Annotated in this window: 23 protein-coding genes; 14 read left to right on the forward strand and 9 right to left on the reverse strand. The window is 70.2% G+C overall.

What is annotated here, in order from left to right:
- Window positions 1–92: 92 nt before the first annotated feature.
- Together OG303_RS15140 and OG303_RS15145 are read right to left on the reverse strand one after the other, a co-directional pair.
- Window positions 93–746: a response regulator gene (locus tag OG303_RS15140; RefSeq protein WP_405868806.1), complete on the reverse strand. Its 654-nt coding sequence runs from the start codon at window positions 744–746 to the stop codon at window positions 93–95.
- Window positions 746–1,693, reverse strand: coding sequence for a sensor histidine kinase (locus tag OG303_RS15145; RefSeq protein ID WP_405868808.1), 948 nt, complete (start codon window positions 1,691–1,693; stop codon window positions 746–748). Before OG303_RS15145 ends, OG303_RS15140 begins: the two co-directional genes overlap by 1 nt.
- A 187-nt stretch (window positions 1,694–1,880) precedes the next feature.
- On the opposite strand from OG303_RS15145, the gene OG303_RS15150 reads away from it, so the two are divergent.
- Together OG303_RS15150 and OG303_RS15155 are read left to right on the forward strand one after the other, a co-directional pair.
- Complete coding sequence (locus OG303_RS15150; RefSeq protein WP_405868810.1) at window positions 1,881–2,366, forward strand: cation:proton antiporter regulatory subunit; 486 nt, start codon at window positions 1,881–1,883, stop codon at window positions 2,364–2,366.
- Between the two features lie 4 nt (window positions 2,367–2,370).
- Window positions 2,371–3,594, forward strand: a complete 1,224-nt coding sequence (locus OG303_RS15155; protein ID WP_405868812.1) for a cation:proton antiporter — start codon at window positions 2,371–2,373, stop codon at window positions 3,592–3,594.
- 30 nt (window positions 3,595–3,624) lie between these two features.
- Here the strand turns inward: OG303_RS15155 and OG303_RS15160 are convergent, their stop codons facing one another.
- Window positions 3,625–4,029, reverse strand: a complete 405-nt coding sequence (locus OG303_RS15160) for a MazG nucleotide pyrophosphohydrolase domain-containing protein (RefSeq protein ID WP_405868814.1) — start codon at window positions 4,027–4,029, stop codon at window positions 3,625–3,627.
- 99 nt (window positions 4,030–4,128) lie between these two features.
- Between OG303_RS15160 and OG303_RS15165 the strand changes: the two genes are divergently transcribed.
- The gene (locus OG303_RS15165) at window positions 4,129–5,127 is read left to right on the forward strand and encodes a TAXI family TRAP transporter solute-binding subunit (protein WP_405868816.1); all 999 of its coding nucleotides are present in this window, start codon (window positions 4,129–4,131) and stop codon (window positions 5,125–5,127) included.
- A gap of 47 nt (window positions 5,128–5,174) precedes the next feature.
- On the opposite strand, the gene OG303_RS15170 is transcribed toward OG303_RS15165, so the two are convergent.
- Both OG303_RS15170 and OG303_RS15175 read right to left on the reverse strand, forming a co-directional pair.
- The gene (locus tag OG303_RS15170) at window positions 5,175–6,578 is read right to left on the reverse strand and encodes a sensor histidine kinase (RefSeq protein WP_405868817.1); all 1,404 of its coding nucleotides are present in this window, start codon (window positions 6,576–6,578) and stop codon (window positions 5,175–5,177) included.
- Between the two features lie 9 nt (window positions 6,579–6,587).
- The gene (locus tag OG303_RS15175) at window positions 6,588–7,274 is read right to left on the reverse strand and encodes a response regulator transcription factor (protein WP_405868819.1); all 687 of its coding nucleotides are present in this window, start codon (window positions 7,272–7,274) and stop codon (window positions 6,588–6,590) included.
- Between the two features lie 286 nt (window positions 7,275–7,560).
- Here OG303_RS15175 and OG303_RS15180 point away from each other — a divergent pair, with 286 nt between their 5' ends.
- The 8 genes from OG303_RS15180 (at window position 7,561) to OG303_RS15215 (ending at window position 13,923) form a co-directional block, all read left to right on the forward strand.
- Complete coding sequence (locus tag OG303_RS15180) at window positions 7,561–8,337, forward strand: amino acid ABC transporter ATP-binding protein (RefSeq protein WP_405868821.1); 777 nt, start codon at window positions 7,561–7,563, stop codon at window positions 8,335–8,337.
- A gap of 78 nt (window positions 8,338–8,415) precedes the next feature.
- On the forward strand, window positions 8,416–9,261 hold the full coding sequence (locus tag OG303_RS15185; protein WP_405868823.1) for a glutamate ABC transporter substrate-binding protein: 846 nt from the start codon (window positions 8,416–8,418) through the stop codon (window positions 9,259–9,261).
- A 109-nt stretch (window positions 9,262–9,370) separates the two neighbouring features.
- Window positions 9,371–10,039, forward strand: a complete 669-nt coding sequence (locus OG303_RS15190) for an amino acid ABC transporter permease (protein WP_405868825.1) — start codon at window positions 9,371–9,373, stop codon at window positions 10,037–10,039.
- Window positions 10,036–10,968 (forward strand): amino acid ABC transporter permease, encoded by a 933-nt coding sequence (locus OG303_RS15195; RefSeq protein ID WP_405868827.1) that lies wholly within the window; start codon window positions 10,036–10,038, stop codon window positions 10,966–10,968. The genes OG303_RS15190 and OG303_RS15195 overlap by 4 nt, the downstream gene beginning before the upstream one ends.
- A gap of 183 nt (window positions 10,969–11,151) precedes the next feature.
- Window positions 11,152–12,753, forward strand: a complete 1,602-nt coding sequence (locus OG303_RS15200) for an FAD-dependent monooxygenase (protein WP_405868829.1) — start codon at window positions 11,152–11,154, stop codon at window positions 12,751–12,753.
- Between the two features lie 93 nt (window positions 12,754–12,846).
- Complete coding sequence (locus tag OG303_RS15205) at window positions 12,847–12,918, forward strand: putative leader peptide (RefSeq protein WP_309544753.1); 72 nt, start codon at window positions 12,847–12,849, stop codon at window positions 12,916–12,918.
- A gap of 79 nt (window positions 12,919–12,997) precedes the next feature.
- Window positions 12,998–13,525, forward strand: a complete 528-nt coding sequence (locus OG303_RS15210; RefSeq protein ID WP_405868831.1) for a cysteine dioxygenase — start codon at window positions 12,998–13,000, stop codon at window positions 13,523–13,525.
- On the forward strand, window positions 13,522–13,923 hold the full coding sequence (locus tag OG303_RS15215; protein WP_405868833.1) for a rhodanese-like domain-containing protein: 402 nt from the start codon (window positions 13,522–13,524) through the stop codon (window positions 13,921–13,923). Before OG303_RS15210 ends, OG303_RS15215 begins: the two co-directional genes overlap by 4 nt.
- Before the next feature lie 175 nt (window positions 13,924–14,098).
- Here the strand turns inward: OG303_RS15215 and recX are convergent, their stop codons facing one another.
- Together recX and recA are read right to left on the reverse strand one after the other, a co-directional pair.
- Entirely contained in the window at window positions 14,099–15,025 is a 927-nt protein-coding gene (recX, locus tag OG303_RS15220) for a recombination regulator RecX (protein WP_405868835.1), read from the reverse strand.
- A gap of 1 nt (window position 15,026) precedes the next feature.
- The gene (recA, locus tag OG303_RS15225; RefSeq protein ID WP_405868837.1) at window positions 15,027–16,151 is read right to left on the reverse strand and encodes a recombinase RecA; all 1,125 of its coding nucleotides are present in this window, start codon (window positions 16,149–16,151) and stop codon (window positions 15,027–15,029) included.
- Window positions 16,152–16,542: 391 nt separating this feature from the next.
- Between recA and OG303_RS15230 the strand changes: the two genes are divergently transcribed.
- Both OG303_RS15230 and OG303_RS15235 read left to right on the forward strand, forming a co-directional pair.
- Window positions 16,543–16,932: a hypothetical protein gene (locus tag OG303_RS15230; RefSeq protein ID WP_405868839.1), complete on the forward strand. Its 390-nt coding sequence runs from the start codon at window positions 16,543–16,545 to the stop codon at window positions 16,930–16,932.
- Window positions 16,932–17,723 carry a hypothetical protein gene (locus tag OG303_RS15235; protein ID WP_405868841.1) on the forward strand — a complete coding sequence of 264 codons (792 nt, stop codon included), beginning with the start codon at window positions 16,932–16,934 and terminating at the stop codon, window positions 17,721–17,723. The genes OG303_RS15230 and OG303_RS15235 overlap by 1 nt, the downstream gene beginning before the upstream one ends.
- Window positions 17,724–17,754: 31 nt before the next feature.
- Here OG303_RS15235 and OG303_RS15240 read toward each other — a convergent pair whose 3' ends face one another.
- Together OG303_RS15240 and OG303_RS15245 are read right to left on the reverse strand one after the other, a co-directional pair.
- Window positions 17,755–19,026: an AI-2E family transporter gene (locus OG303_RS15240; RefSeq protein WP_405868843.1), complete on the reverse strand. Its 1,272-nt coding sequence runs from the start codon at window positions 19,024–19,026 to the stop codon at window positions 17,755–17,757.
- 60 nt (window positions 19,027–19,086) lie between these two features.
- Window positions 19,087–19,281, reverse strand: coding sequence for a DUF3046 domain-containing protein (locus OG303_RS15245; RefSeq protein WP_405868844.1), 195 nt, complete (start codon window positions 19,279–19,281; stop codon window positions 19,087–19,089).
- Between the two features lie 81 nt (window positions 19,282–19,362).
- On the opposite strand from OG303_RS15245, the gene OG303_RS15250 reads away from it, so the two are divergent.
- Window positions 19,363–20,307 (forward strand): hypothetical protein, encoded by a 945-nt coding sequence (locus tag OG303_RS15250; RefSeq protein ID WP_405868846.1) that lies wholly within the window; start codon window positions 19,363–19,365, stop codon window positions 20,305–20,307.
- Window position 20,308: the final 1 nt, after the last annotated feature.

Consider the following 20,308-nt stretch of genomic DNA (forward strand, 5'->3'; position numbering starts at 1 on the left):
GCCGAGTCGCTCTGCCCGAGCGGCAGGAACCCGCTGCCGGGTGCCGCACAGCTCGCCCGGACCCGAGATCGCCAAGGCCCAGCGGTACCGACTCAGGGCTCGATCAGCCCCGCCCGGATCGCATACCGGGTGAGTTCCAGGCGGTCGCGCATGCCGAGCTTGGCCAGCAGGTTCGCGCGGTGGCGCTCGACCGTCTTCGCGCTGATGAAGAGCAGCTCGCCGATCTCCTTCGAGGTGTGGCCCTCGGCGACCAGCTTGAGGATCTCCTCCTCGCGCTCGGTGACGGCCCGCGTGGGCAGGGCGTCGCCCCTGTGCAGCCGGTCCAGGTAGGAGCGGACGAGGGCCCGCTCCGCCCCCGGGTAGACGAACGGCTGGTCACGCATCACCGCCCGGCACGCCCCCACCAGGTCGCGGTCGGCGGCGGACTTGAGGACGTAGCCGCTGGCGCCGGCCTTGAGGGCCTCGAAGAAGTACTGCTCGTTGTCGTACATCGTCAGGACGAGGATGCGCAGGGCGGGCAGGCGGCGGGAGAGTTCGCGGGCCGCCTGGAGGCCGGTCATGCGGGGCATGGCGATGTCCAGTACGGCCAGATCGACGTCACGCGCGCGTGCCAGCTCGACCGCCTCCGCCCCGTCCCCGGCCTCGGCGACGACCGTCAGATCCGGCTCGCCGTCCAGGATGAGCCGCACTCCGTGGCGTACGAGCGCGTGGTCGTCGGCGAGCAGCACGCGCGCGGGGGACGTCATCAGCGGCCTCCCGCGGCAACCGGTATCCGCAGGCGCACGTCGGTGCCCTGCTCAGGGCCGGGTTCGAGCGCGAGGTCGGCCCCTATGAGCAGCGCGCGTTCGCGCATGCCGCGGATTCCGGCGCCCTCCGTGGCCGTGCCGAGGCCCTTGCCGTCGTCGCGGACGAGGAGTTCGACGCCGTCGGCGACCGGCCGGAGGCGGACTTCGGCGCGGTGGGCGCCGGCGTGCCGGGCGGTGTTGGTGAGCCCTTCCTGGGCCACGCGGTAGACCACCAGTTCCGACTCCTCGGTCAGCGGGGGCAGGTCGCCGGGGACGTGGTGGCGCACCGTCAGCCCGTGCGTGGTGAACTCGGCCGCGAGCGCGCGCAGGGCGCTGACCAGGCCGAGTTCCTCCAGGACACCGGGGCGCAGCCGACGCGCGATGCGGCGGATCTCGTCGAGGCCCGCCCGGGTGGCCTCCTGCGCCTGGCCCACCTCCTCGCGCAGTTCCTCGGGCGCCCGGTCGGCGACCCGCTTGAGCTGGAGGAGAACGGCGGTCAGGGTCTGGCCGACCTCGTCGTGGAGCTCGCGGGCGATGCGCTGCCGCTCGCGCTCCTGCGCCGACAGGGCACGGGCCGCTCCGGCCGCGCGTTCGCTCTCCAGCCGGTCGAGCATCGTGTTGTACGTCGTGATCAGCTCGGCCGCCTCCGCCGGACCGGCGACGACCGCGCGGGCACCCGGGCGCAGCAGGTCCGCCGTGGACATGGCCCGGCCGAGCTGTCGTAGCGGACGGAGTCCGAGGCGCAGCACGATCGCGTGGCCGGCCAACAGTGCGGCCAGGCCCACGACGACGACCAGTGCCTCGGCCGGCAGGACGGGCGTCGACACGGTGACCGGGCCCAGCAGCAGGGCGGCAGCCACGACCAGGCCCGTGGCGTTGAGGGAGAAGATCCGCCAGAACAGTGACACGGTCCTCCCTCTCCCCCTCTTCGCGGGCGCTCCCGGCATGGCTTCGGCCAGCCTCGCCGTCCGCCCCCGGCCGCGTATATCCGTCACGTCACCCATGTCGCCACCGTACGGGCGGATGACAGCATGCGAACGGGCCGGGGTTGATCACCGGCAGTCCGACCATGCCGCCTACACCAGGGGGAGAAACGTGTCTGCGCCACGACTGAGGGCGACGCCGCTGCCGGGCATCGGGGTCCGGTACGACCTGGTGACCCGCGACCAACGCCATCTGTCCGTGGTGGCGCACCGCGACGGCGCCCGCACGGTGAACGTGTACCGGGCCGACGACCCCGACTCCTGTGCCCAGTCGCTGCGGCTGACCGGCTCCGAGGCGGGCGCGCTGATTGACGCGCTGATGCCGTCCCACCACAGCGCGAGCCTGCTGTACACCTCCGATCTGGGCCTGGTCGCCGAGCGGATCGAGGTGGCCGCGGCCTCGCGCTGGAACGGACGGGTGCTGGGCGACACGCGGATGCGGACCGAGACGGGCGCGTCCGTGGTGGCGGTGCTGCGCCGGGCCGAGGCGATCCCGTCGCCGACGCCGGACTTCCGGCTGGCGGGCGGCGACATCGTGATCGTCGTCGGCACACGCGAGGGCGTCGACGCGGCCGCGGCGATACTCGGGCGGGAGTGAAACGGTGCACTCCGCGGTGTTGTTGATCGAGTTCGGTTCCATCCTTCTCGGCCTCGGCCTGCTCGGCCGGTTCGCCGGCCGCTTCAGCCTCTCCCCCATCCCGCTCTACCTGCTCGCCGGTCTGGCCTTCGGCGAGGGCGGGCTGCTGCCGCTCGGGGCGAGCGAGGAGTTTGTCGCCATCGGCGCCGAGATCGGCGTCATCCTGCTGCTGTTGATGCTGGGCCTGGAGTACACGGCAGGTGACCTGGTCACCAACCTCAAGGCGCACTATCCCTCGGGCCTGGTCGACTGCCTGTTCAACGCCGTGCCGGGCGCGGTGGCGGCGCTGCTGCTCGGCTGGGGACCGGTGGCCGCCGTGGTACTGGCCGGTGTCACCTGGATCTCGTCGTCCGGTGTCATCGCGAAGGTGCTCGGCGACCTGGGCCGGGTCGGCAACCGGGAGACCCCGGTGATCCTCAGCGTGCTGGTGCTCGAGGACCTGGCGATGGCGGTGTACCTGCCCATCGTGACCGCGCTGGTGGCCGGTGCCGGGCTGCTGGCCGGGAGCGTGACGCTGGCGATCGCGCTGGGGGCGGCGGGGCTGGTCCTGTTCGTGGCCGTCCGCTACGGGCGCGTCATCTCGCGGTTCGTCTCCAGCGACGACCCGGAGAAGCTGCTTCTCGTCGTGCTGGGGCTGACGATCCTGGTCGCGGGTGTCGCGCAGCAGCTCCAGGTATCGGCCGCCGTCGGTGCCTTCCTGGTCGGCATCGCGCTGTCCGGGGAGGTCGCGGAGGGCGCCCACACCCTGCTGAGGCCCTTGCGCGATCTGTTCGCCGCGGTCTTCTTCGTGTTCTTCGGGCTGCACACCGACCCGGCGAGCATCCCGCCCGTTCTGCTGACCGCGCTCGCGCTGGCCCTGCTCACGGCGGCGACGAAGATCGCCACCGGATACTGGGCGGCGCGGCGGGCCGGCATCTCGGTCAAGGGTCGCTGGCGGGCGGGCGGCGCGCTGGTGGCACGCGGCGAGTTCTCGATCGTCATCGCCGGGCTTGCGGTGAGCGCCGGGATCGAACCGTCCCTCGGCCCGCTGGCCACGGCGTACGTCCTCATCCTGGTCGTCCTGGGCCCGCTCACCGCGCGCTACACGGAGCCGTTGGCCCGGCGCCTGAGCGAGCGCCGGGTCGCCCGCGCCGAGTCCCGTACGGATTCGTCGCAGGCGGCGCAAGCGGGTGCGTCGGTGGGCGACTGACGAACCCGCCGGCGGGCGCGCCGCAGGGCCTCACGCGCCGTCGGGCACCCACCCCTGGCGGCGCAGCACCGCCGACACGTCCGGGGCCTCGTAGTGCTCGCCCTTGAGGACCTTGCCGTCGGCGCGGCGGGCGACCAGGCCGTCGGGGCCCAGCTTGGTCATGTTGGAGCGGTGGATCTCGGCGAGCACGGCGTCGAGGTCGATGCCGTGGACCAGGGCCGTGCCGTAGGCGACGTAGACGACATCGGCCAGTTCGTGCGCCAGTTTGTCGAGCGGGCCGGTGACCGAGACCTCGGCGACCTCCGCGGCCTCCTCCGCGAGCAGCTCCCGGCGGTGAGCGGCCAGCGGGGACGGGACCTCGGTGGGCGTACTGCGGGCGTCGAGCCCGACGGCTAGGTGGAATTGGCGAACCAGGTCGGCGGGCGATGAACTCATACGGCGACTTTATCGACCGCCACTGACAACGCCCGGTCGTGATCCCGTTGTGACCCCTGCCCTGGTCAGCATCGCGTACCGGCTGGCAGGATCCTTCGCATGTCCAAGAAGTTCCCCCGGATCGGCCGGCGTCGGGCCCTGCAGGGCGCGGCCGCCTGCTTCGTCGCCTTCGGGTTGCTGCTGTGGTGGCTGGTGCCCCTGGGCGAGGCCGCTCCGAGCGGGACGATCAAGATCAGCACGGGAACGCCGGCCGGGGTGTACCAGCAGTACGCCAAGCTCCTGAGCACCGCGCTCGACGCGGACATGCCGAACCTGAAGGTGAAGCTGCTGACCAGCGACGGCTCGCAGGAGAACGTCGGGCGCGTGGCGACCGGCGGCGCCGACTTCACCATCGCCGCGGCCGACGCCGTGGAGACGTACGAGCTCGATGACAACCCGGGTGCCCGCCAACTGCGCGGTGTCGCCCGTCTCTACGACGACTACGTGCAGCTCATCGTCCCGCGCGACTCGGACATCAAGTCCGTCGCGGACCTGAAGGGCAAGCGGGTGGCGATAGGGCCGTCTCGCTCGGGTGTGCGGCTGATCGCCAATCGGGTGCTCAAGGCGGCGGGCATCGACGCGAAGAAGGACATCAAGCCGTTCTCCGACGGCATCGACACCGGACCTGACCAGCTGAGACAGCACAAGATCGACGCGTTCTTCTGGTCGGGCGGGCTGCCGACGCAGGGGCTGGCGCAGCTCGCCGACCGCTTCACCTTCCGGTTCGTGCCGATCCAGGGCGCCCTCGTCGCCAAGCTGCACGACCAGGGCGGCGCCACCCGCTACTACCGCGCCACCAACATGCCGGAGTCGGCCTACCCCAGCATCCAGAACGGGGTCGCCGTGCCGACGTTGGCGGTGTCCAACCTGCTGATGACGCGCGAAGACGTGAACCCCCGGCTCACCGAGTGGGTGACCCGCACCGTGATCAAGAGCCGAGACGGCATCGGCACGCGCGTCCACTCCGCGCAGCTCGTCGACCTGCGTACGGCGATCTACACCGACCCGCTCACCCTGCACGACGGCGCACGGCGCTACTACCGGTCCGTCAAGCCGTAGCGCCGCTCCTCAGCCGAAGAGCCCCCCTCAAGCCGCAGGACTGTTCCTCAAGCCGTAGGACTGTGCCTGGGCACCGACACCGTCACCGTCAGCCCGTGCGGCTCGTGATGGCCGTACGAGATGGAGCCGCCGCCCGCCGCGAGCAGAGTGCGCGAGATGGACAGGCCGAGGCCGGAGCCCTTGATGTTCTGGTGGCGGCCGCTGCGCCAGAAACGGTCGCCGACGCGCGCGAGCTCCTCCTCGGTCAGGCCCGGGCCGTTGTCCGTGACCATGACGGTCGAGGCGTCGCCGTCGGCCGCGACCGTCACCTCGACGCACTCGTCCTCGGGCGTGAACTTGACCGCGTTGTCGATCACCGCGTCCAGGGCGCTGGAGAGGGTGACCGGGTCGGCCCAGGCGGTGGTCGGCGGGCAGTCGCCCACCAGCCTCACGCCCTTGGCCTCGGCGGTCGGCGTCCAGGCCGCGATGCGCTCGGCGGTCAGCGCGCCGACGTCGGTGATCCGCAGGTCGGCCTCGGTGTGCTCGGCCAGGGCCAGGTCGAGCAGGTCGTCGAGGACCTCCGCGAGGCGCTTGCCCTCGGTACGGACCGATGCGACCTCCTCGTTGTCCTCCGGCAGTTCCAGTGCGAGCAGTTCGATGCGCAGCAGCAGCGCCGAGAGGGGGTTGCGCAGCTGGTGCGAGGCGTCGGCGACGAAGGCGCGCTGCTGCTCCAGGACGTCCTCGACGTTGTCCGCCATCTCGTTGAACGCCCGGGCCAGGCGCCTGAGTTCCGGCGGTCCGCCCGCGGCCGCGACCCGGGACTTCAGGCGGCCGCTCGCGATCGCGTGGGTGGTGGCGTCGAGGACGCGGACGGGCCTGAGCACCCAGCCGGTCAGCCTGAGCGCGGCGCCGACGGCCAGCAGCATCGCGGCGATCTCGCCCACGCCGATGATCAGCCAGCCGTGCAGGATCCGCGAACGCATCGGTCCGGTCGGCGAGTCGGTGACGACGACCGCGACGACGTCTCCGTCCCGGATCACCGGCGAGGCGACGACGAGACGGTTGCGCTGCCAGGGCCACACCTGCTTCGGGTCGTGGCTGCGGCGGCTGAGCTTCGCCTCGGCGAACGCGTCGCGCACCACACCCGCGTCGGGGAGGAAGAAGCTCGCCGGCGCCTGGGCCATGGGGATGTCGGTGCGGCAGAAGACCCCGGCGCGGATGTCGTAGACGCCGTAGTAGCTGTTGAGTTCGCTGCGCAGGGTCTCGAGGCGCTCGTCCGTGGACGTACGCGTGGAGCTGCAGGCGTCGGTGACGAACTGGGCGAGGGCGGCGAAGCGCGCGGTGTCGTCGATCCGGTCGACGACCACCTTCTGCTGCTGGGCGGCGGCCACGCTCACGGCGAGCGGGATGCCCAGCGCGAGCAGCATGGCCGCCATCAGGACGATGAGCAGCGGAAGAAGACGTGTACGCACCCGTGCACGCTACGAGGCCGGGGCGACGAGCCGGTAGCCGACGCCGCGTACGGTCTCGATCAGAGCGGGCATGCGCAGCTTGGCGCGCAGGGACGCGACGTGCACCTCCAGGGTGCGTCCGGTCCCCTCCCAACTGGTGCGCCACACCTCGCTGATGATCTGCTCCCGGCGGAAGACGACCCCGGGGCGCTGCGCCAGCAGGGCGAGAAGGTCGAACTCCTTGCGCGTCAGTTGGACAACCGAACCGTCCACGCTGACCTGCCGGGTGGGCAGTTCGATGAGCACGGAACCAAGACGCAGCTCGCTCTCGCCGCCGGCCCCGGCGTCCTCGTGGACGGTGCGCCGGCTGACGGCGTGGATCCGGGCGAGCAGCTCCCCGGTGTCGTACGGCTTCACCACGTAGTCGTCGGCGCCGAGGTTGAGACCGTGGATGCGGGAGCGGACGTCCGAGCGGGCGGTGACCATGATCACCGGGGTGCTGGTGCGCTTGCGGATCTTGCCGCAGACCTCGTAGCCGTCCTGGTCGGGCAGTCCCAGGTCGAGCAGCACGACGCCGAAACCGTCACCCTCCGGAACCAGTGCCTGGAGAGCTTCCTCGCCGCTACGCGCGTGCGTGACGTCGAAACCGTGCCGCGCCAGAACCGCAGAAAGTGCGGCGGCGACATGGTTGTCGTCCTCGACGAGGAGCAGTCTCATCCGGGCCTCCTTCGGTTCATCGGCCGTACGATCAGGATGAAGAGAAAAATGTTTGCACGCGCGCGTGCACCAAGGCAGTCACGCTGATGGACGACGACGGCGTCAAGTGGGTTCCGGTTGCGCCCCTCTTCCGTTACCCGGCCGATACTCACCCGCGGACAACTGCTACGACACGTGTCCGATTGCTATCGGATCGTGATGCTCAGATTCCCCTCAGATGTAATGACGCTGGTCGTTGAGGGTTACTACTGTCCTCCGAAACCGAGGAGGACGGAGCCTGAGAGCGATGACCGAAGTATCGGTGGCCAAGGAAGATGTGGCCGCAACAGGCGAGCTGGTCGTCCTGAAGAGCGTCAACAAGCACTTCGGCGCGTTGCACGTACTCCAGGACATCGATCTGACGATCGCCCGCGGCGAAGTCGTCGTGGTCATCGGACCCTCCGGGTCCGGGAAGTCCACCCTGTGCCGCACCATCAACCGCCTGGAGACCGTCGACTCGGGCTCGATCGCGATCGACGGCAAGCCGCTGCCCCAGGAGGGCAAGGAGCTGGCCCGGCTGCGCGCCGACGTCGGAATGGTCTTCCAGTCCTTCAATCTCTTCGCGCACAAGACCGTGCTCGAGAACGTGATGCTGGGCCAGATCAAGGTCCGCAAGGCCGACCGTAAGAAGGCCGAGGAGAAGGCCCGGGCGCTGCTCGACCGGGTCGGCGTGACCACACAGGCGGACAAGTACCCCGCCCAGCTCTCGGGTGGCCAGCAGCAGCGCGTCGCCATCGCGCGGGCTCTGGCCATGGACCCGAAGGTCATGCTCTTCGACGAGCCGACCTCGGCCCTCGACCCGGAGATGATCAACGAGGTCCTGGAGGTCATGCAGCAGCTCGCCCGGGACGGCATGACCATGATCGTCGTCACCCATGAGATGGGCTTCGCACGATCGGCTGCAAACCGCGTGGTGTTCATGGCGGACGGCCGAATCGTCGAGGAGGCTGCGCCAGACCAGTTCTTCAGCAATCCGCGCAGCGACCGCGCCAAGGACTTCCTGTCGAAGATCCTTCACCACTGACGGTTCGCCCCGCAGAGCCATGGCCGGCCCTCACACCTTGCCGGCCCTCATCTCTTCACCTGCCAAAGGATGTTCATCATGAAGCTCCGCAAGGTCACCGCCGCCTCGGCTGCCGTACTCGCCCTCGCTGTGGCTGCCACGGCGTGCGGCTCCAGTGACGACAAGGACAGCGGCTCCTCCAGTAGTGGCGGCGGCGGCAAGATCAAGATCGGCATCAAGTACGACCAGCCCGGCCTGGGTCTGAAGGAGCCGAACGGTTCCTTCGCCGGCTTCGACGTCGACGTGGCGACCTACGTGGCGGGCAAGCTCGGCTACAAGCCCAGCCAGATCGAGTTCGTCGAGACCAAGAGCGCCGACCGTGAGAACGCCATCGCCCGCGGCGACGTGAAGTTCATCGCGGCCACGTACTCGATCACCGACGAGCGCAAGCAGAAGGTCGACTTCGCCGGCCCCTACCTGCTTGCACACCAGGACCTGCTGGTCAAGACGGACTCGGACATCACGAAGGCCACGGACCTCAACGGCAAGAAGCTGTGTTCCGTGACCGGCTCGACCTCGGCACAGAACGTCCACGACACGATCGCCCCGAAGGCCCAGCTGAAGGAGTACAGCGGCTACTCGGAGTGCATCGCCGCTCTGCAGAGCGGTGCCGTGGACGCGGTGACCACCGACGACTCGATCCTCGCGGGCTTCGCGGCGCAGGACAAGTACAAGGGCCAGTTCAAGCTCGCCGGGCTCAAGCTCAGCAACGAGAACTACGGCATCGGTGTGAAGAAGGGCGACACCGCGACCCTCAACAAGATCAACGACGCCCTGACGAAGATGGTCAGCGACGACTCCTGGCAGAAGGCCGTCGACGCCAACTTCGGCCCGGCCAACTACAAGAACGAGCCTGCGCCGAAGATCGGCCAGATCGTCAAGTAAGGCAAGGCTCCGGCCGAGCACCGCAGGGGTTTCTCGGACGCGCCGCCGCCCGCCGCGATCACGGCGGCGGCGCGCCACGCCCTCCACACACCCGGAAGCGCGGGAGATCGTGTTCGACTTTCTTGAAGGTTACGACGTCCTCGGGGCGTTCTGGATGACGGTGAAACTCACCGCCCTCTCCGCCGTCGGCTCCCTGATCCTGGGCACCCTGCTGGCCGCGATGAGGGTCAGCCCGGTCCCGCTGATGCGCGGGTTCGGCACTGGCTACGTCAACATCGTGCGGAACATCCCCCTGACGGTCATCATCGTCTTCACCTCGCTCGGCCTCGCCGACATCTTCGGGGTGACGATGGGCGCGCCGGACGACTTCGCGGCCCAGGGCTTCCGCCTCGCGGTGCTCGGTCTCGTCGCCTACCACGCGGCCTTCGTCTGCGAGGCACTGCGTTCCGGAATCAATACTGTGCCCGTGGGACAGGCCGAGGCGGCCCGTGCCATCGGGCTGAGCTTCAGCCAGACCCTCCGGTTCATCGTGCTGCCGCAGGCGTTCCGTTCGGTCATCAGCCCATTGGCCAACGTACTGATCGCCCTGACCAAGAACACCACCGTGGCGGCCGCCATCGGCGTGGCCGAGGCCGCCTACCTGATGAAGAAGATGATCGAGAACGAGGCCCAGACCCTGGCCATCGGCGCGGTCTTCGCCCTCGGGTTCGTGGTACTGACCCTGCCCACCGGCCTCATCTTTGGTTGGCTGGCCAAGCGACTGGCGGTGAAGCGATGACCTCGGTCCTTTACGACGCCCCCGGCCCGCGGGCCAAGCGGCGCAACGTGCTCTTCTCGGTAGTGTTCTTCGTCCTGCTCGCCCTCCTGTTGTGGTGGGTCTGGCAGACGATGGACGACAAGGGCCAGCTGCAGTGGGCCCTGTGGGAGCCGTTCACCACGTCGGAGGCGTGGACGACGTATCTGCTGCCCGGTCTCAGCGACACCCTGAAGGCCGCCGCGCTCTCCATGGTGATCGCGCTCCCGCTGGGTGCCTTCTTCGGCATCTCGCGCATGTCCGACCACCGGTGGGTGCGGGTCCCCGCCGGCATGGTGGTCGAGTTCTTCCGGTCGATCCCGGTGCTGCTGCTGATGCTGTTCGCCAACGAGGTCTACGCCCGCTCCTCGAACGTCAGCAGCGAGGAACGGCCCTTGTATGCGGTCGTCACCGGCCTGGTGCTCTACAACGCCTCGGTCCTTGCCGAGATCGTGCGGGCTGGCATCCTCGCCCTCCCCAAGGGGCAGACGGAGGCCGCGTACGCCGTCGGCCTGCGCAAGGGCCAGACGATGACCAGCATCCTGCTCCCGCAGGCGGTCACGGCCATGCTCCCCGCCATCGTCAGCCAGCTCGTGGTCATCGTGAAGGACACCGCACTGGGCGGCGTGATGATCGGCTACACCGAGCTGCTCAACGCGCGCAGCACGCTCGCGGCCAACTACGCCAACGTGATCCAGAGCTTCGTCGTGGTGGCGATCATCTACATCATCGTCAACTTCCTCCTCACCAGCTTCGCGAGCTGGCTCGAGGGCAGGCTCAGGCGCAGCAAGAAGAGCACGGGCGCGGTTCTCGGCGAGGACACCGAGGTCAACCCGGCAGCGGTGGGCGGCGGCTTCGGGACCGGCGGTGAGGGCGGCGGCCCGGGCGGCTTCACTTTCACCAAGAAGCCTTGATGATCTGATGCACAGTCAAGTGGCCTGAACAACACGGAGGCAGTGGCATGATCGCCACTGCCTCCGTCACTTGACGCAAGCACCGGCAATGGGTTGCATACGTTCTGTGATCGTGCACCCTGCTCCAACTTCCTGTTCACATACGTCCTTCAGGACGCCGCCGCGGGCAGGGGGCGCCGCGCCGTGGACCCGGTGATCATCGTCGGAGCCGGGCCCGTCGGGCTCACGCTCGCCCTGGCACTGGCCCGTCAGGAAGTGCCTTCCGTCGTGCTCGACGAGGGCCCCGGCAAGGACGAACCGCGCCCCGCGCGCACCGTGGTCCTGCGCGAGGAGACCGCGGCCCTGACAGAGCGGCTGACCGGCGTGCCGCTCGCGCGGGAGGGCGCCCACTGGGCCGGATGGCGGTCGCTGCGGCGCAAGCAGGTGATGCGCGAGGTCACGTTCGGCGACGCCGATCCCGCCCCCCTGCACATCGCCCAGCACGTACTGACCGGCGCCCTGCGCGAAGCATTGGCCGGCGAGCCGCTCGTCAAGCTCGTCGTGGACAGCCGTCTCGACACGGTCGAGCAGGAGTCCTCCGGTGTCACCGCCCACACCCGCGGCCCGAAGGGCACGTGGTGGCGCGGCAGTTACCTGGTCGGCTGCGACGGTCCGCGCTCCACCGTGCGCAAACTCCAGGACATCCGCTTCCCCGGCCGTACGGCGGTGGAGCGACACGCCGTGGCCGCGCTGCGCACGGAACTTCCCTGGACCGACGAGGCGTTGCTCCATCGGACGCCGCCGTGGCGGACGTCCGGGCCCTCGGCCGCGGAGATCACCGCCCGCCCCCTCCCGGACGGCGTGTGGCGCCTGGACTGGCTGCTGCCGCCGGGCAAGGACCTGGTCACGCCCGACCTGCTGCTCGCCCGTGTCCGCGAGACGCTCATCGGCTGGACCGGCGGCCCGACACCGTCGTACGAACTGCTCGACACCGGTGTCCACACCGTCCACCACCGGCTGGCCCGGCGCTGGCGGGTCGGCCGGGTCTTCCTCGCCGGGGACGCGGCGCACCTGCTCGGCGCGCTGGGCACACAGGGGCTCGACGAGGGGCTCAGGGACGCCGACAACCTGGCCTGGAAGCTGGCGCTCGCCTGGCACCACGGGCCGCACGAGGCGCTGCTCGACAGTTACCAGGCGGAGCGGCGCGGAATCGTCGCCGGCCGGCTGCGCGCCGCCGACCAGGTGCTGCCGCTGCTGCGCGGCGGGGCAGGGCTGCGCGCGTACGTGCCCGGCTCGGCCCGCGGCCACGACGCGCTGCTCACGGACGGTCACCTGGGGCGCGGCGCGCTCGGTGCGCCGGGGGCGTACGACAACTCGCCACTCGCACCCCGACACCTCGAAGCAGAGGTCCCCGTGGACACGGAGCCCGGCGCGCAGGTCACCGATGTGCGGGTCACCGCGGAGGACGGTTCCTTCGTACCGCTGCGGGACCGGCTCGGGCGCGGGGCGCTGCTGGTGGTGCTGGTCGCGCCGGGCACGGGTGTGTGGGACCGCAAGCACTGGGTGACCGCCGGGATCATGCCCAGGCTGGCGGCCGCGGTGGCCGCGCTCCCGCACCCCGCCGAGCTGCTGGTCGCCGAGAGCTATCCGGGCGCGGCCGCCCACACCGTGTTGCTGGTACGGCCCGACGGCCACCTCGTCGCGGCGCTGGGCGGCGTACGTCCGGCCGACCTCTACGCGGCGGCGGAAGCGACGCTGGGAGGGCCCTCGAAAGCGGAGGCCACGGTCGGCTCGGCCGCGAAGTGACCGTACTCACCGTCACCGTGGGGTCCACATAGTGACGGTGAGTTGACCGGTCTGCACTGCCATGGTCTACTCCGGATCGTGACCGACACCTGTGTGCGCCTGTGGCGGAGGGTCCACATGGACCTCGTCCGCTATGCGGGCTGCGTGTGTCGCCCGTCCTGCTGAATTCGCATCCCCTCTTTCCCGCGCGCGCCGCTCCTGTGCTGTCGCGCGCTCTTCGCGAACGTTCTTCAGGACGGTGCCCGTGTCTGTCTCTCCCTCCCTGTCTGCGGCGGTTTCCGTACCGACCCAGGCCGACCTCCTCGACTTCGTACGGCGTACGGCCGCCGACGCCGAGCTGATCGCCTCGCTCCCGCTCGACCCCGAGGGCCGCACCTGGGTGCGCCTCGAGGGACCCGGCGGCAGCGAGGCCTGGCTGATCGGCTGGCCGCCCGGCACGGGCACCGGCTGGCACGACCACGCCGAGTCCGTCGGCGCCTTCGTGACAGCGGCCGGTGAGCTCAAGGAGAACTCACTCGCCGCCCGGCTGCCCGCCGACGGCTGGAAGACCCTGGAACTCACCGACGGCGTGGACCGCGAGCGTCAGCTGCCGAGCGGCAAGGGGCGTGCCTTCGGCCGTCACCACGTCCACGAGGTGCTCAACGAGTCCACCGAGCGGCACGCCGTCTCCGTGCACGCCTACTACCCGCCCCTTCCGCAGATCCGCCGCTACAGCCGCGTGGGCCAGGTCCTGCGTCTCGAGCAGGTCGAGCGCCCGGAGGACTGGCAGTGAGCGGCACGGGCGAACTGCCGGTCGGCATCGACGAGTTGCTGGAGCGGGTGCGCGAGGGCTACGAGCGGATTGAGCCGAAGGAGGCCTACGACGCCGCCCGGACCGGCCAGGCGCTTTTGGTGGACATCCGTTACGCCGCTTTGCGCGAGCGGGACGGTCTGATCCCGGGCGCCCTCGTAGTCGAGCGCAACGAGCTGGAGTGGCGCCTCGACCCGCAAGGCAGCCACCGTGTGCCCGAGGCCACGAGTCACGAGGTGCGGGTCGTGGTGATCTGCAACGAGGGGTACGCCTCGAGCCTCGCGGCAACGTCCCTGCACCAGTTGGGGCTGGGACGGGCCACCGATCTGGTCGGCGGATTCCAGGCGTGGAAGGCGGCGGGACTGCCGGTGGCCTCGTAGACGGTTCGCGCTCGGTCGTCGTGGGCGTCGGCGCTCGGTCGTCGTCCGCTATTGCCTCGTGGCGGGCGACGACGGCGTCGGCCAGGAGTGACCGCGGCGGCGGCGATCCGATGGTCACGCTTCACCGAGCGCGGCACGCATCCGTGCGGCCGCGCATCGAGGGCCTTCTGCCGCGTCAGAACCCCTCGTCCCCGAGGAACTCCGTGTCCTCGCCCTCTTCCTCCAGCGCCTGTCTGACCACCCGCAGCGCCATGCCCTCGGGATAGCCTTTGCGGGCGAGCATGCCCGCGAGACGGCGCAGCCGCTTGTCGCGGTCGAGGCCGCGGGTGGAGCGGAGCTTGCGGGCGACGAGTTCGCGCGCGGTCTCTTCTTCCTGCTCGGAGTCGAGCTGGGAGACGGCCGCGTCGATCAGCGTGGATTCGACGCCCTTGGTGCGCAGCTCCTGGGCCAGCGCGCGCCGGGCCAGTCCTCGGCCGTGATGCCGGGACTCCACCCAGGCGTCCGCGAACGCGCTGTCGTTGATCAGCCCGACCTCCTCGAACCGTGACAGCACCTCGTCCGCGGCGTCGTCGGGAATCTCCCGCTTGCGCAGGGCGTCGGCGAGCTGCTTGCGCGTGCGCGGGGTCCCGGTGAGCAGGCGCAGGCAGATCGCCCTTGCCCGCTCGACCGGGTCCCCCGGAGGCTCCTCCTGCTCGGCCCTCGACAAGGAGGAGGAGCCCCCGTCTTCACCGGACGCCTCGCCGCGCCGTCGCTGCCGACGCCCGCGAGTGCCGCCCGCACCACGGGCCCCGCCACCGCGGGATCCACTGCCGCCACGTCGAGAGCCGCCGCCCGCCGAGCCGGAGCCGAGCCCCGAGCCGCCGTCCGACCACTCTCCGCCGCCCGGTTCGTCGCCGTACAGCCCGTCGTCGTACGACGGGTCGGTGTCGCGCGACCCGCTCCCGCCGTACGACTCCGCGCGGCCGTAGTCCCCGTCCACGCCGTGCGCCGGGTTCTGCCCGTACGCATCGGCGCCCTGCCCGGCAGGGCGCCCGCCTCCCTGCCCCCGCTCACGCGGAGCGTCCAGGTGGGCGTATTCGGCCCAGTCTGTTCGCCGTGTCATGTCAGCTCTTGGCAGCCGGGGCCTTGGTCTTGACGGCCTTGGCCGCCGGGGCGGGCACCGTCTTCGCGGCGTCGTCCGCGGTGGCGGAGACGGCGGCGTCCGCGCCCGGCTCAGCGGTCGGCTCCTGCGGCCGCACGCCCACGCCCAGCTTCTCCTTGATCTTCTTCTCGATCTCGTTGGCCAGGTCGGGGTTGTCCTTGAGGAAGTTGCGCGCGTTCTCCTTGCCCTGGCCGAGCTGGTCGCCCTCGTACGTGTACCAGGCGCCGGCCTTGCGGACGAAGCCGTTCTCCACGCCCATGTCGATCAGGCCGCCCTCGCGGCTGATGCCGTGGCCATAGAGGATGTCGAACTCTGCCTGCTTGAAGGGCGGCGCGACCTTGTTCTTGACGACCTTGACGCGGGTGCGGTTGCCGACCGCGTCCGTGCCGTCCTTCAGGGTCTCGATACGACGGATGTCGAGCCGCACCGAGGCGTAGAACTTCAGCGCCCGGCCGCCGGTCGTGGTCTCCGGAGAGCCGAACATCACGCCGATCTTCTCGCGGAGCTGGTTGATGAAGATCGCGGTGGTCTTGGACTGGTTGAGCGCACTGGTGATCTTCCGCAGCGCCTGGCTCATCAGACGGGCCTGCAGACCCACGTGGGAGTCGCCCATCTCGCCCTCGATCTCCGCGCGCGGGACGAGCGCGGCGACGGAGTCGATGACGATCAGGTCGAGGGCGCCGGAGCGGACCAGCATGTCCACGATCTCCAGGGCCTGCTCGCCGTTGTCCGGCTGGGACAGGATCAGGTTGTCGATGTCGACGCCGAGCTTCTTCGCGTACTCGGGGTCGAGAGCGTGCTCGGCGTCGATGAAGGCCACCTGGCCTCCGGCGCGCTGTGCGTTCGCCACCGCGTGCAGCGTCAGGGTCGTCTTGCCGGAGGACTCCGGTCCGTACACCTCCACCACTCGGCCGCGCGGGATGCCGCCCACGCCGAGCGCGACGTCGAGTGCGGTCGACCCTGTGGGGATGACCTCGATGGGCTCGTTCGGCCGCTCGCCCATGCGCATGACCGCGCCCTTGCCGAATTGCCGTTCAATCTGTGCGAGCGCGGCGTCGAGCGCCTTCTCGCGGTCGGTTCCTGCCATGGGTTCCACCCGGTTTGCTTGAGTCGATCGCTTCACGTCAAAGACGCTAACGCCTGCCACTGACAATGCGTCCCGACGCCCGTCCAGCCTGTGGATAACTCGGGCACTTCTCTGTCAAAACCGTGTCGAACTACCCGTAGAGAGCTTCGCCGGAACCTCCATAAGAATGGATGTTCGATTTTGGTGTCAAGCGCACCACGCGGCACCTCCGAGACTACGTCGGCGGTCCGACAGCGACCGGACTCCGGGCCTCCCGGCCGCTGTTCACGCCGACGTGCCGCCCTGGCCACGTCTCGTCCGACTCCTCCTCGTCCGGCTACTTCCCGCGGCGTACGCCAGGTGTCTTCGGCCGGAGGACGACTGGGCGCGGCGGTCTCGCGAGGCTGGAGGCATGGAGACCAAGAAGATCGTCCGAGGCGGCGGCAAGGCGGCCCGTCCCCGTGCCGTCACCGCGTCGCTGGCCGCGCTCCTCCTGCTGGCCGTGTCCATCGCCGTCCAGATCGCCGCCGGCGCGGACTATCCCGCCGTGCCGCCGGGCCTCGTCATCCCGCTCGTGGCGGCGGGGCTGCTGCTTTGGCGCGCGAACCGGTGGACGGCCGGGCTTGCCCTCGTGATCGGCGTGTTCCTCGGCGTGGGCGCGTTCGTGACCCCGAACGCCGGTGACCATCTCTCGTCGGGGGACGCGGCGCTCGTCGTCTCGACCATCGCCGAACTCGTAGCCCTCGCCGGCCTGGTCGTCGCCGGAGCGGCGGCCATGCTGCGGACGGGAGCACGGGACTGATGGCAGCGGAAACGGTGCCGAGGCGGCAGTCGGCCCCGGCGGCATGGCGGGCCGGGATGCGCCCGGCGGAGCGCCTCTGCCACGTCGTCGGCCTCCTTCTGATCCTCTCCGGCCTTGTGCACCTTGTGGTGTTCGCCGTCGACGGCGGCCCGTGGGACGGGCCCGTCTCCTGGCGCAAGCCCGTCACGTTCGGGCTGTCTTTCGGGGCGACGCTCATCGCGGTCACCTGGGTGACGTCGTATCTGCGCGTCGCTCCGCGGCTGCGCGCCCTGCTGCTCGCCGTGTTCGCCGCCGACTGCGTCGTGGAGGTCGGCGGCATCACCCTTCAGGCCTGGCGCCGGGTGCCCTCACACCTCGACATGGAGACGCCGTTCGACACCGCGGTGTCCATGACGCTGGCGGTGGGCGGAGGCGTCCTCGTGGTGCTGCTCACCGTGTTCGCCCTCGCCTCGTTCCGGCACCGGCCCGCGGGTCCCGCGGGGATGGCGCTCGCGGTGCGCTCCGGCTTCGCGATCCTGCTCGTCGCGCTCGCTTCGGGCGCCGCGATGATCGCGCGCGGTGTCGTGCTCACCCGGACCGGGCACCAGGAGGCGGCGTACCACTCGACGGCCCCGCTCAAGCCCCTGCACGGGGTCAGCCTGCACGCGGTCCTGGTCCTGCCGGTGCTGGCCTGGTTGCTGTCCCGCACGTCCTGGAACGAGCCGGCCCGGCGGCGGATCGTGGCCGCGGCGACCGGTTGCTACGTCGCCGCCGTCATCGGCGCCGGGGTGTGGGCCGTCCTCACGTACTGAGCCGTTGGCGTCCGCCGACCCCGGCCGCTTCTCAGGAGGAGGAGCCCTCCCCCGGCTCCCTCACATCGTCCTGTGCCGCTTCGGGCCGTCGTATCCACAGCTGAATCGCGCGCGTGAGCAGACCCGGTCCCGATCCCCCTCTTCGGTGTCCGTGGACACGAGGGTCGTCCGTGACCGCGTACCGCTTCACGTACGCCCCCAGGAACGCCTGCAGCGTGGCGATGGCCGGGATGGCGATCAGCGCGCCCACGGCGCCGAGCAGTGCGGTGCCGGCGATGACCGAACCGAAGGCGACGGCGGGGTGGATGTCAACGGTCTTCGCGGTCAGCTTGGGCTGCAGCACGTAGTTCTCGAACTGCTGGTAGACCACGACGAAGATCAGCACCCACAGCGCGTACCAGGGATCGACGGTGAAGGCGATCAGCATGGGCAGGGCGCCCGCGAGATACGTGCCGATGGTCGGGATGAACTGCGAGACCAGGCCCACCCAGACGGCGAGCACGGGCGCGTAGGGCACACCCAGGATCTGCAGCAGGATGTAGTGCGCGATACCGGAGATGAGCGCCATCAGGCCGCGCGAGTAGATGTAACCGCCGGTCTTGTTGACGGCGATCTCCCACGCGCGCAGCACCTCCGCCTGGCGTGCGGGCGGCAGTACGGAGCAGATCGCGCGCCGCAGCCGCGGGCCGTCCGCGGCGAAGTAGAACGAGAACAGCGTGATCGTCAGCAACTGGAAGAGGCCGCCGATGACCTGGGCGGACACGTCCAGGACGCCCGTGGCGCTGTTCTGCACGTAATTGCGCAGCCAGTCGGAGCGGAGCAGTCCCTCCTGGACGTCCACGCGTCTCAGCTCGGTGTGGAAGTGCGTGTTGATCCAGTTGATGACGGAGTCGAGGTAGTCCGGGAAGTCCTCGACGATCTTGATGATCTGGCCCGCGAGCATGGAACCGAGCAGGGTGACGAAGCCCGCCGCAACGATCATCACGGTGAGGAAGACAAGGCCGGTGGCCAGCCCCCTGCGCATGCCGCGCGAGGCCATCCAACTCACCGCGGGCTCGATGGCGAGGGCCAGGAAGAACGCGATGAGGATGTTGATCAGCAGACCGGTGAGCTGGTGGAAGGCCCACGTGCCCAGTTGGAAAACGGCGTAGAGGGCGAGCACGAGGACCACGGCGCGCGGCAGCCAGCGCGGCATGCGGGCGTTCGGCCCGGCGGCGCCCTCGGCCGGGGGCCGGTCGGGCGGCGTCGTGCCGAACGGGGATGCGTGCTGGGCCGTCGGCCCGGTCTCGTCAGTGGGTGCCACGGATCAAGTCTCGCCCACGGGTCTGACAATCATCTGCCGTCCTGCGATCTTCGTGACCGATCAGCGCTTCTCCCCCGGAACATCCATGACTGTGCAGACGATGCGCCACACGTCCTTGGCGTCCCAGCCGGCGTCCAGCGCCCCGTGCACGGTCCGGCCGCCGAGCTCCGCCATCACGTGGTCGCGCGCGAAGGTGTCGGCGTATCCCGGACCGAAGTGATCCGTCATCCGCTGCCAGAAGACCGTCAACCGCATGACTCCAGTATCCCGCCCCTTGAGAGTGGGCCTGAGCCGGGACCCCTTGCCGAGACCGCTTTCCGCCCTACGGTCTGACGCATGTCCGAAACCGGAGCTTCTCCACTCCCTGCCACGCCACCGGCGCGCTCGCCGCTCTTCCGCGCCGAACAGTTCGTCTGGCTCACCGCGCGCGTGCTGGAACAGCGCCTCTTCGCCCACCACTTCCTGAACGGGGGCGCCGACCCGGTGGAGACCGCCCTGGACGCGTACCGCAACGAGGACGGCGGGTACGGCCACGCGCTGGAGCCCGATCTGCGCGGCCCGGTCAGCCAGCCGCTGCACACCGGGCACGCCCTACGCGTCCTCGACGCCATCGGGCGCTGCGGCGGACAGCGTGTGGAACGCGTGTGCCGCTATCTGACCGCCGTCTCCACGGCGGACGGCGCGCTGCCGGCGATCCATCCCAGCCAGCGCGGCTATCCGGCGGCTCCCTTCATCCCGATCGTGGACGACCCGCCCAGCGAACTCCTCTCCACGGGGCCGGTGGTGGGTCTGCTGCACCGCAACGAGGTATGGCACGCCTGGTTGTTCAGGGCCACGGACTTCTGCTGGCAGGCAGTCGAGTCGATGGAGAAGTCCCACCCCTACGAGGTCGAGGCCGCCGTGGCCTTCCTGGACTCCGCTCCCGACCGCCCACGCGCGGAGGCGGCCGCCGACCGCCTCGGCCGCCGGGTGCGCGAACACCGGCTCGTCGCACTGGACCCGAGCGACCTCGCCGCGTACCCGGTGGCGCCCGGCTACGCGCCCGGTGAGCACCACTTCCCGCACGACTACGCGAAGACGCCGAGCTCCCTCGCTCGCGCGTGGTTCACGGACACCGAGATGACGCGCTCCCTCGACTTCCTCACGGACGCACAACAGAAGGATGGCGGCTGGCCCATCCGCTGGCGCCAGTGGGCACCGGGCACCGCCCTGGAGGCACGCCCCATGGTGACCATCGAGGCGCTGCGCACACTAAGAGCGCACGGCCGCACCATCGGCTGAC

It is taken from the genome of Streptomyces sp. NBC_00005, from assembly GCF_045160215.1.
Taxonomy (GTDB): Bacteria; Actinomycetota; Actinomycetes; order Streptomycetales; family Streptomycetaceae; genus Streptomyces.

Bases quoted from the DNA above. Each gene is read 5' to 3' on its own strand.
- OG303_RS15140 (WP_405868806.1), bottom strand. From the start codon at position 746: ATGACGTCCCCCGCGCGCGTGCTGCTCGCCGACGACCACGCGCTCGTA.
- OG303_RS15160 (WP_405868814.1), bottom strand. From the start codon at position 4,029: ATGAGTTCATCGCCCGCCGACCTGGTTCGCCAATTCCACCTAGCCGTC.
- OG303_RS15165 (WP_405868816.1), top strand. From the start codon at position 4,129: ATGTCCAAGAAGTTCCCCCGGATCGGCCGGCGTCGGGCCCTGCAGGGC.
- OG303_RS15175 (WP_405868819.1), bottom strand. From the start codon at position 7,274: ATGAGACTGCTCCTCGTCGAGGACGACAACCATGTCGCCGCCGCACTT.
- OG303_RS15180 (WP_405868821.1), top strand. From the start codon at position 7,561: ATGACCGAAGTATCGGTGGCCAAGGAAGATGTGGCCGCAACAGGCGAG.
- OG303_RS15185 (WP_405868823.1), top strand. From the start codon at position 8,416: ATGAAGCTCCGCAAGGTCACCGCCGCCTCGGCTGCCGTACTCGCCCTC.
- OG303_RS15195 (WP_405868827.1), top strand. From the start codon at position 10,036: ATGACCTCGGTCCTTTACGACGCCCCCGGCCCGCGGGCCAAGCGGCGC.
- recX (WP_405868835.1), bottom strand. From the start codon at position 15,025: ATGACACGGCGAACAGACTGGGCCGAATACGCCCACCTGGACGCTCCG.
- recA (WP_405868837.1), bottom strand. From the start codon at position 16,151: ATGGCAGGAACCGACCGCGAGAAGGCGCTCGACGCCGCGCTCGCACAG.
- OG303_RS15230 (WP_405868839.1), top strand. From the start codon at position 16,543: ATGGAGACCAAGAAGATCGTCCGAGGCGGCGGCAAGGCGGCCCGTCCC.
- OG303_RS15235 (WP_405868841.1), top strand. From the start codon at position 16,932: ATGGCAGCGGAAACGGTGCCGAGGCGGCAGTCGGCCCCGGCGGCATGG.
- OG303_RS15245 (WP_405868844.1), bottom strand. From the start codon at position 19,281: ATGCGGTTGACGGTCTTCTGGCAGCGGATGACGGATCACTTCGGTCCG.
- OG303_RS15250 (WP_405868846.1), top strand. From the start codon at position 19,363: ATGTCCGAAACCGGAGCTTCTCCACTCCCTGCCACGCCACCGGCGCGC.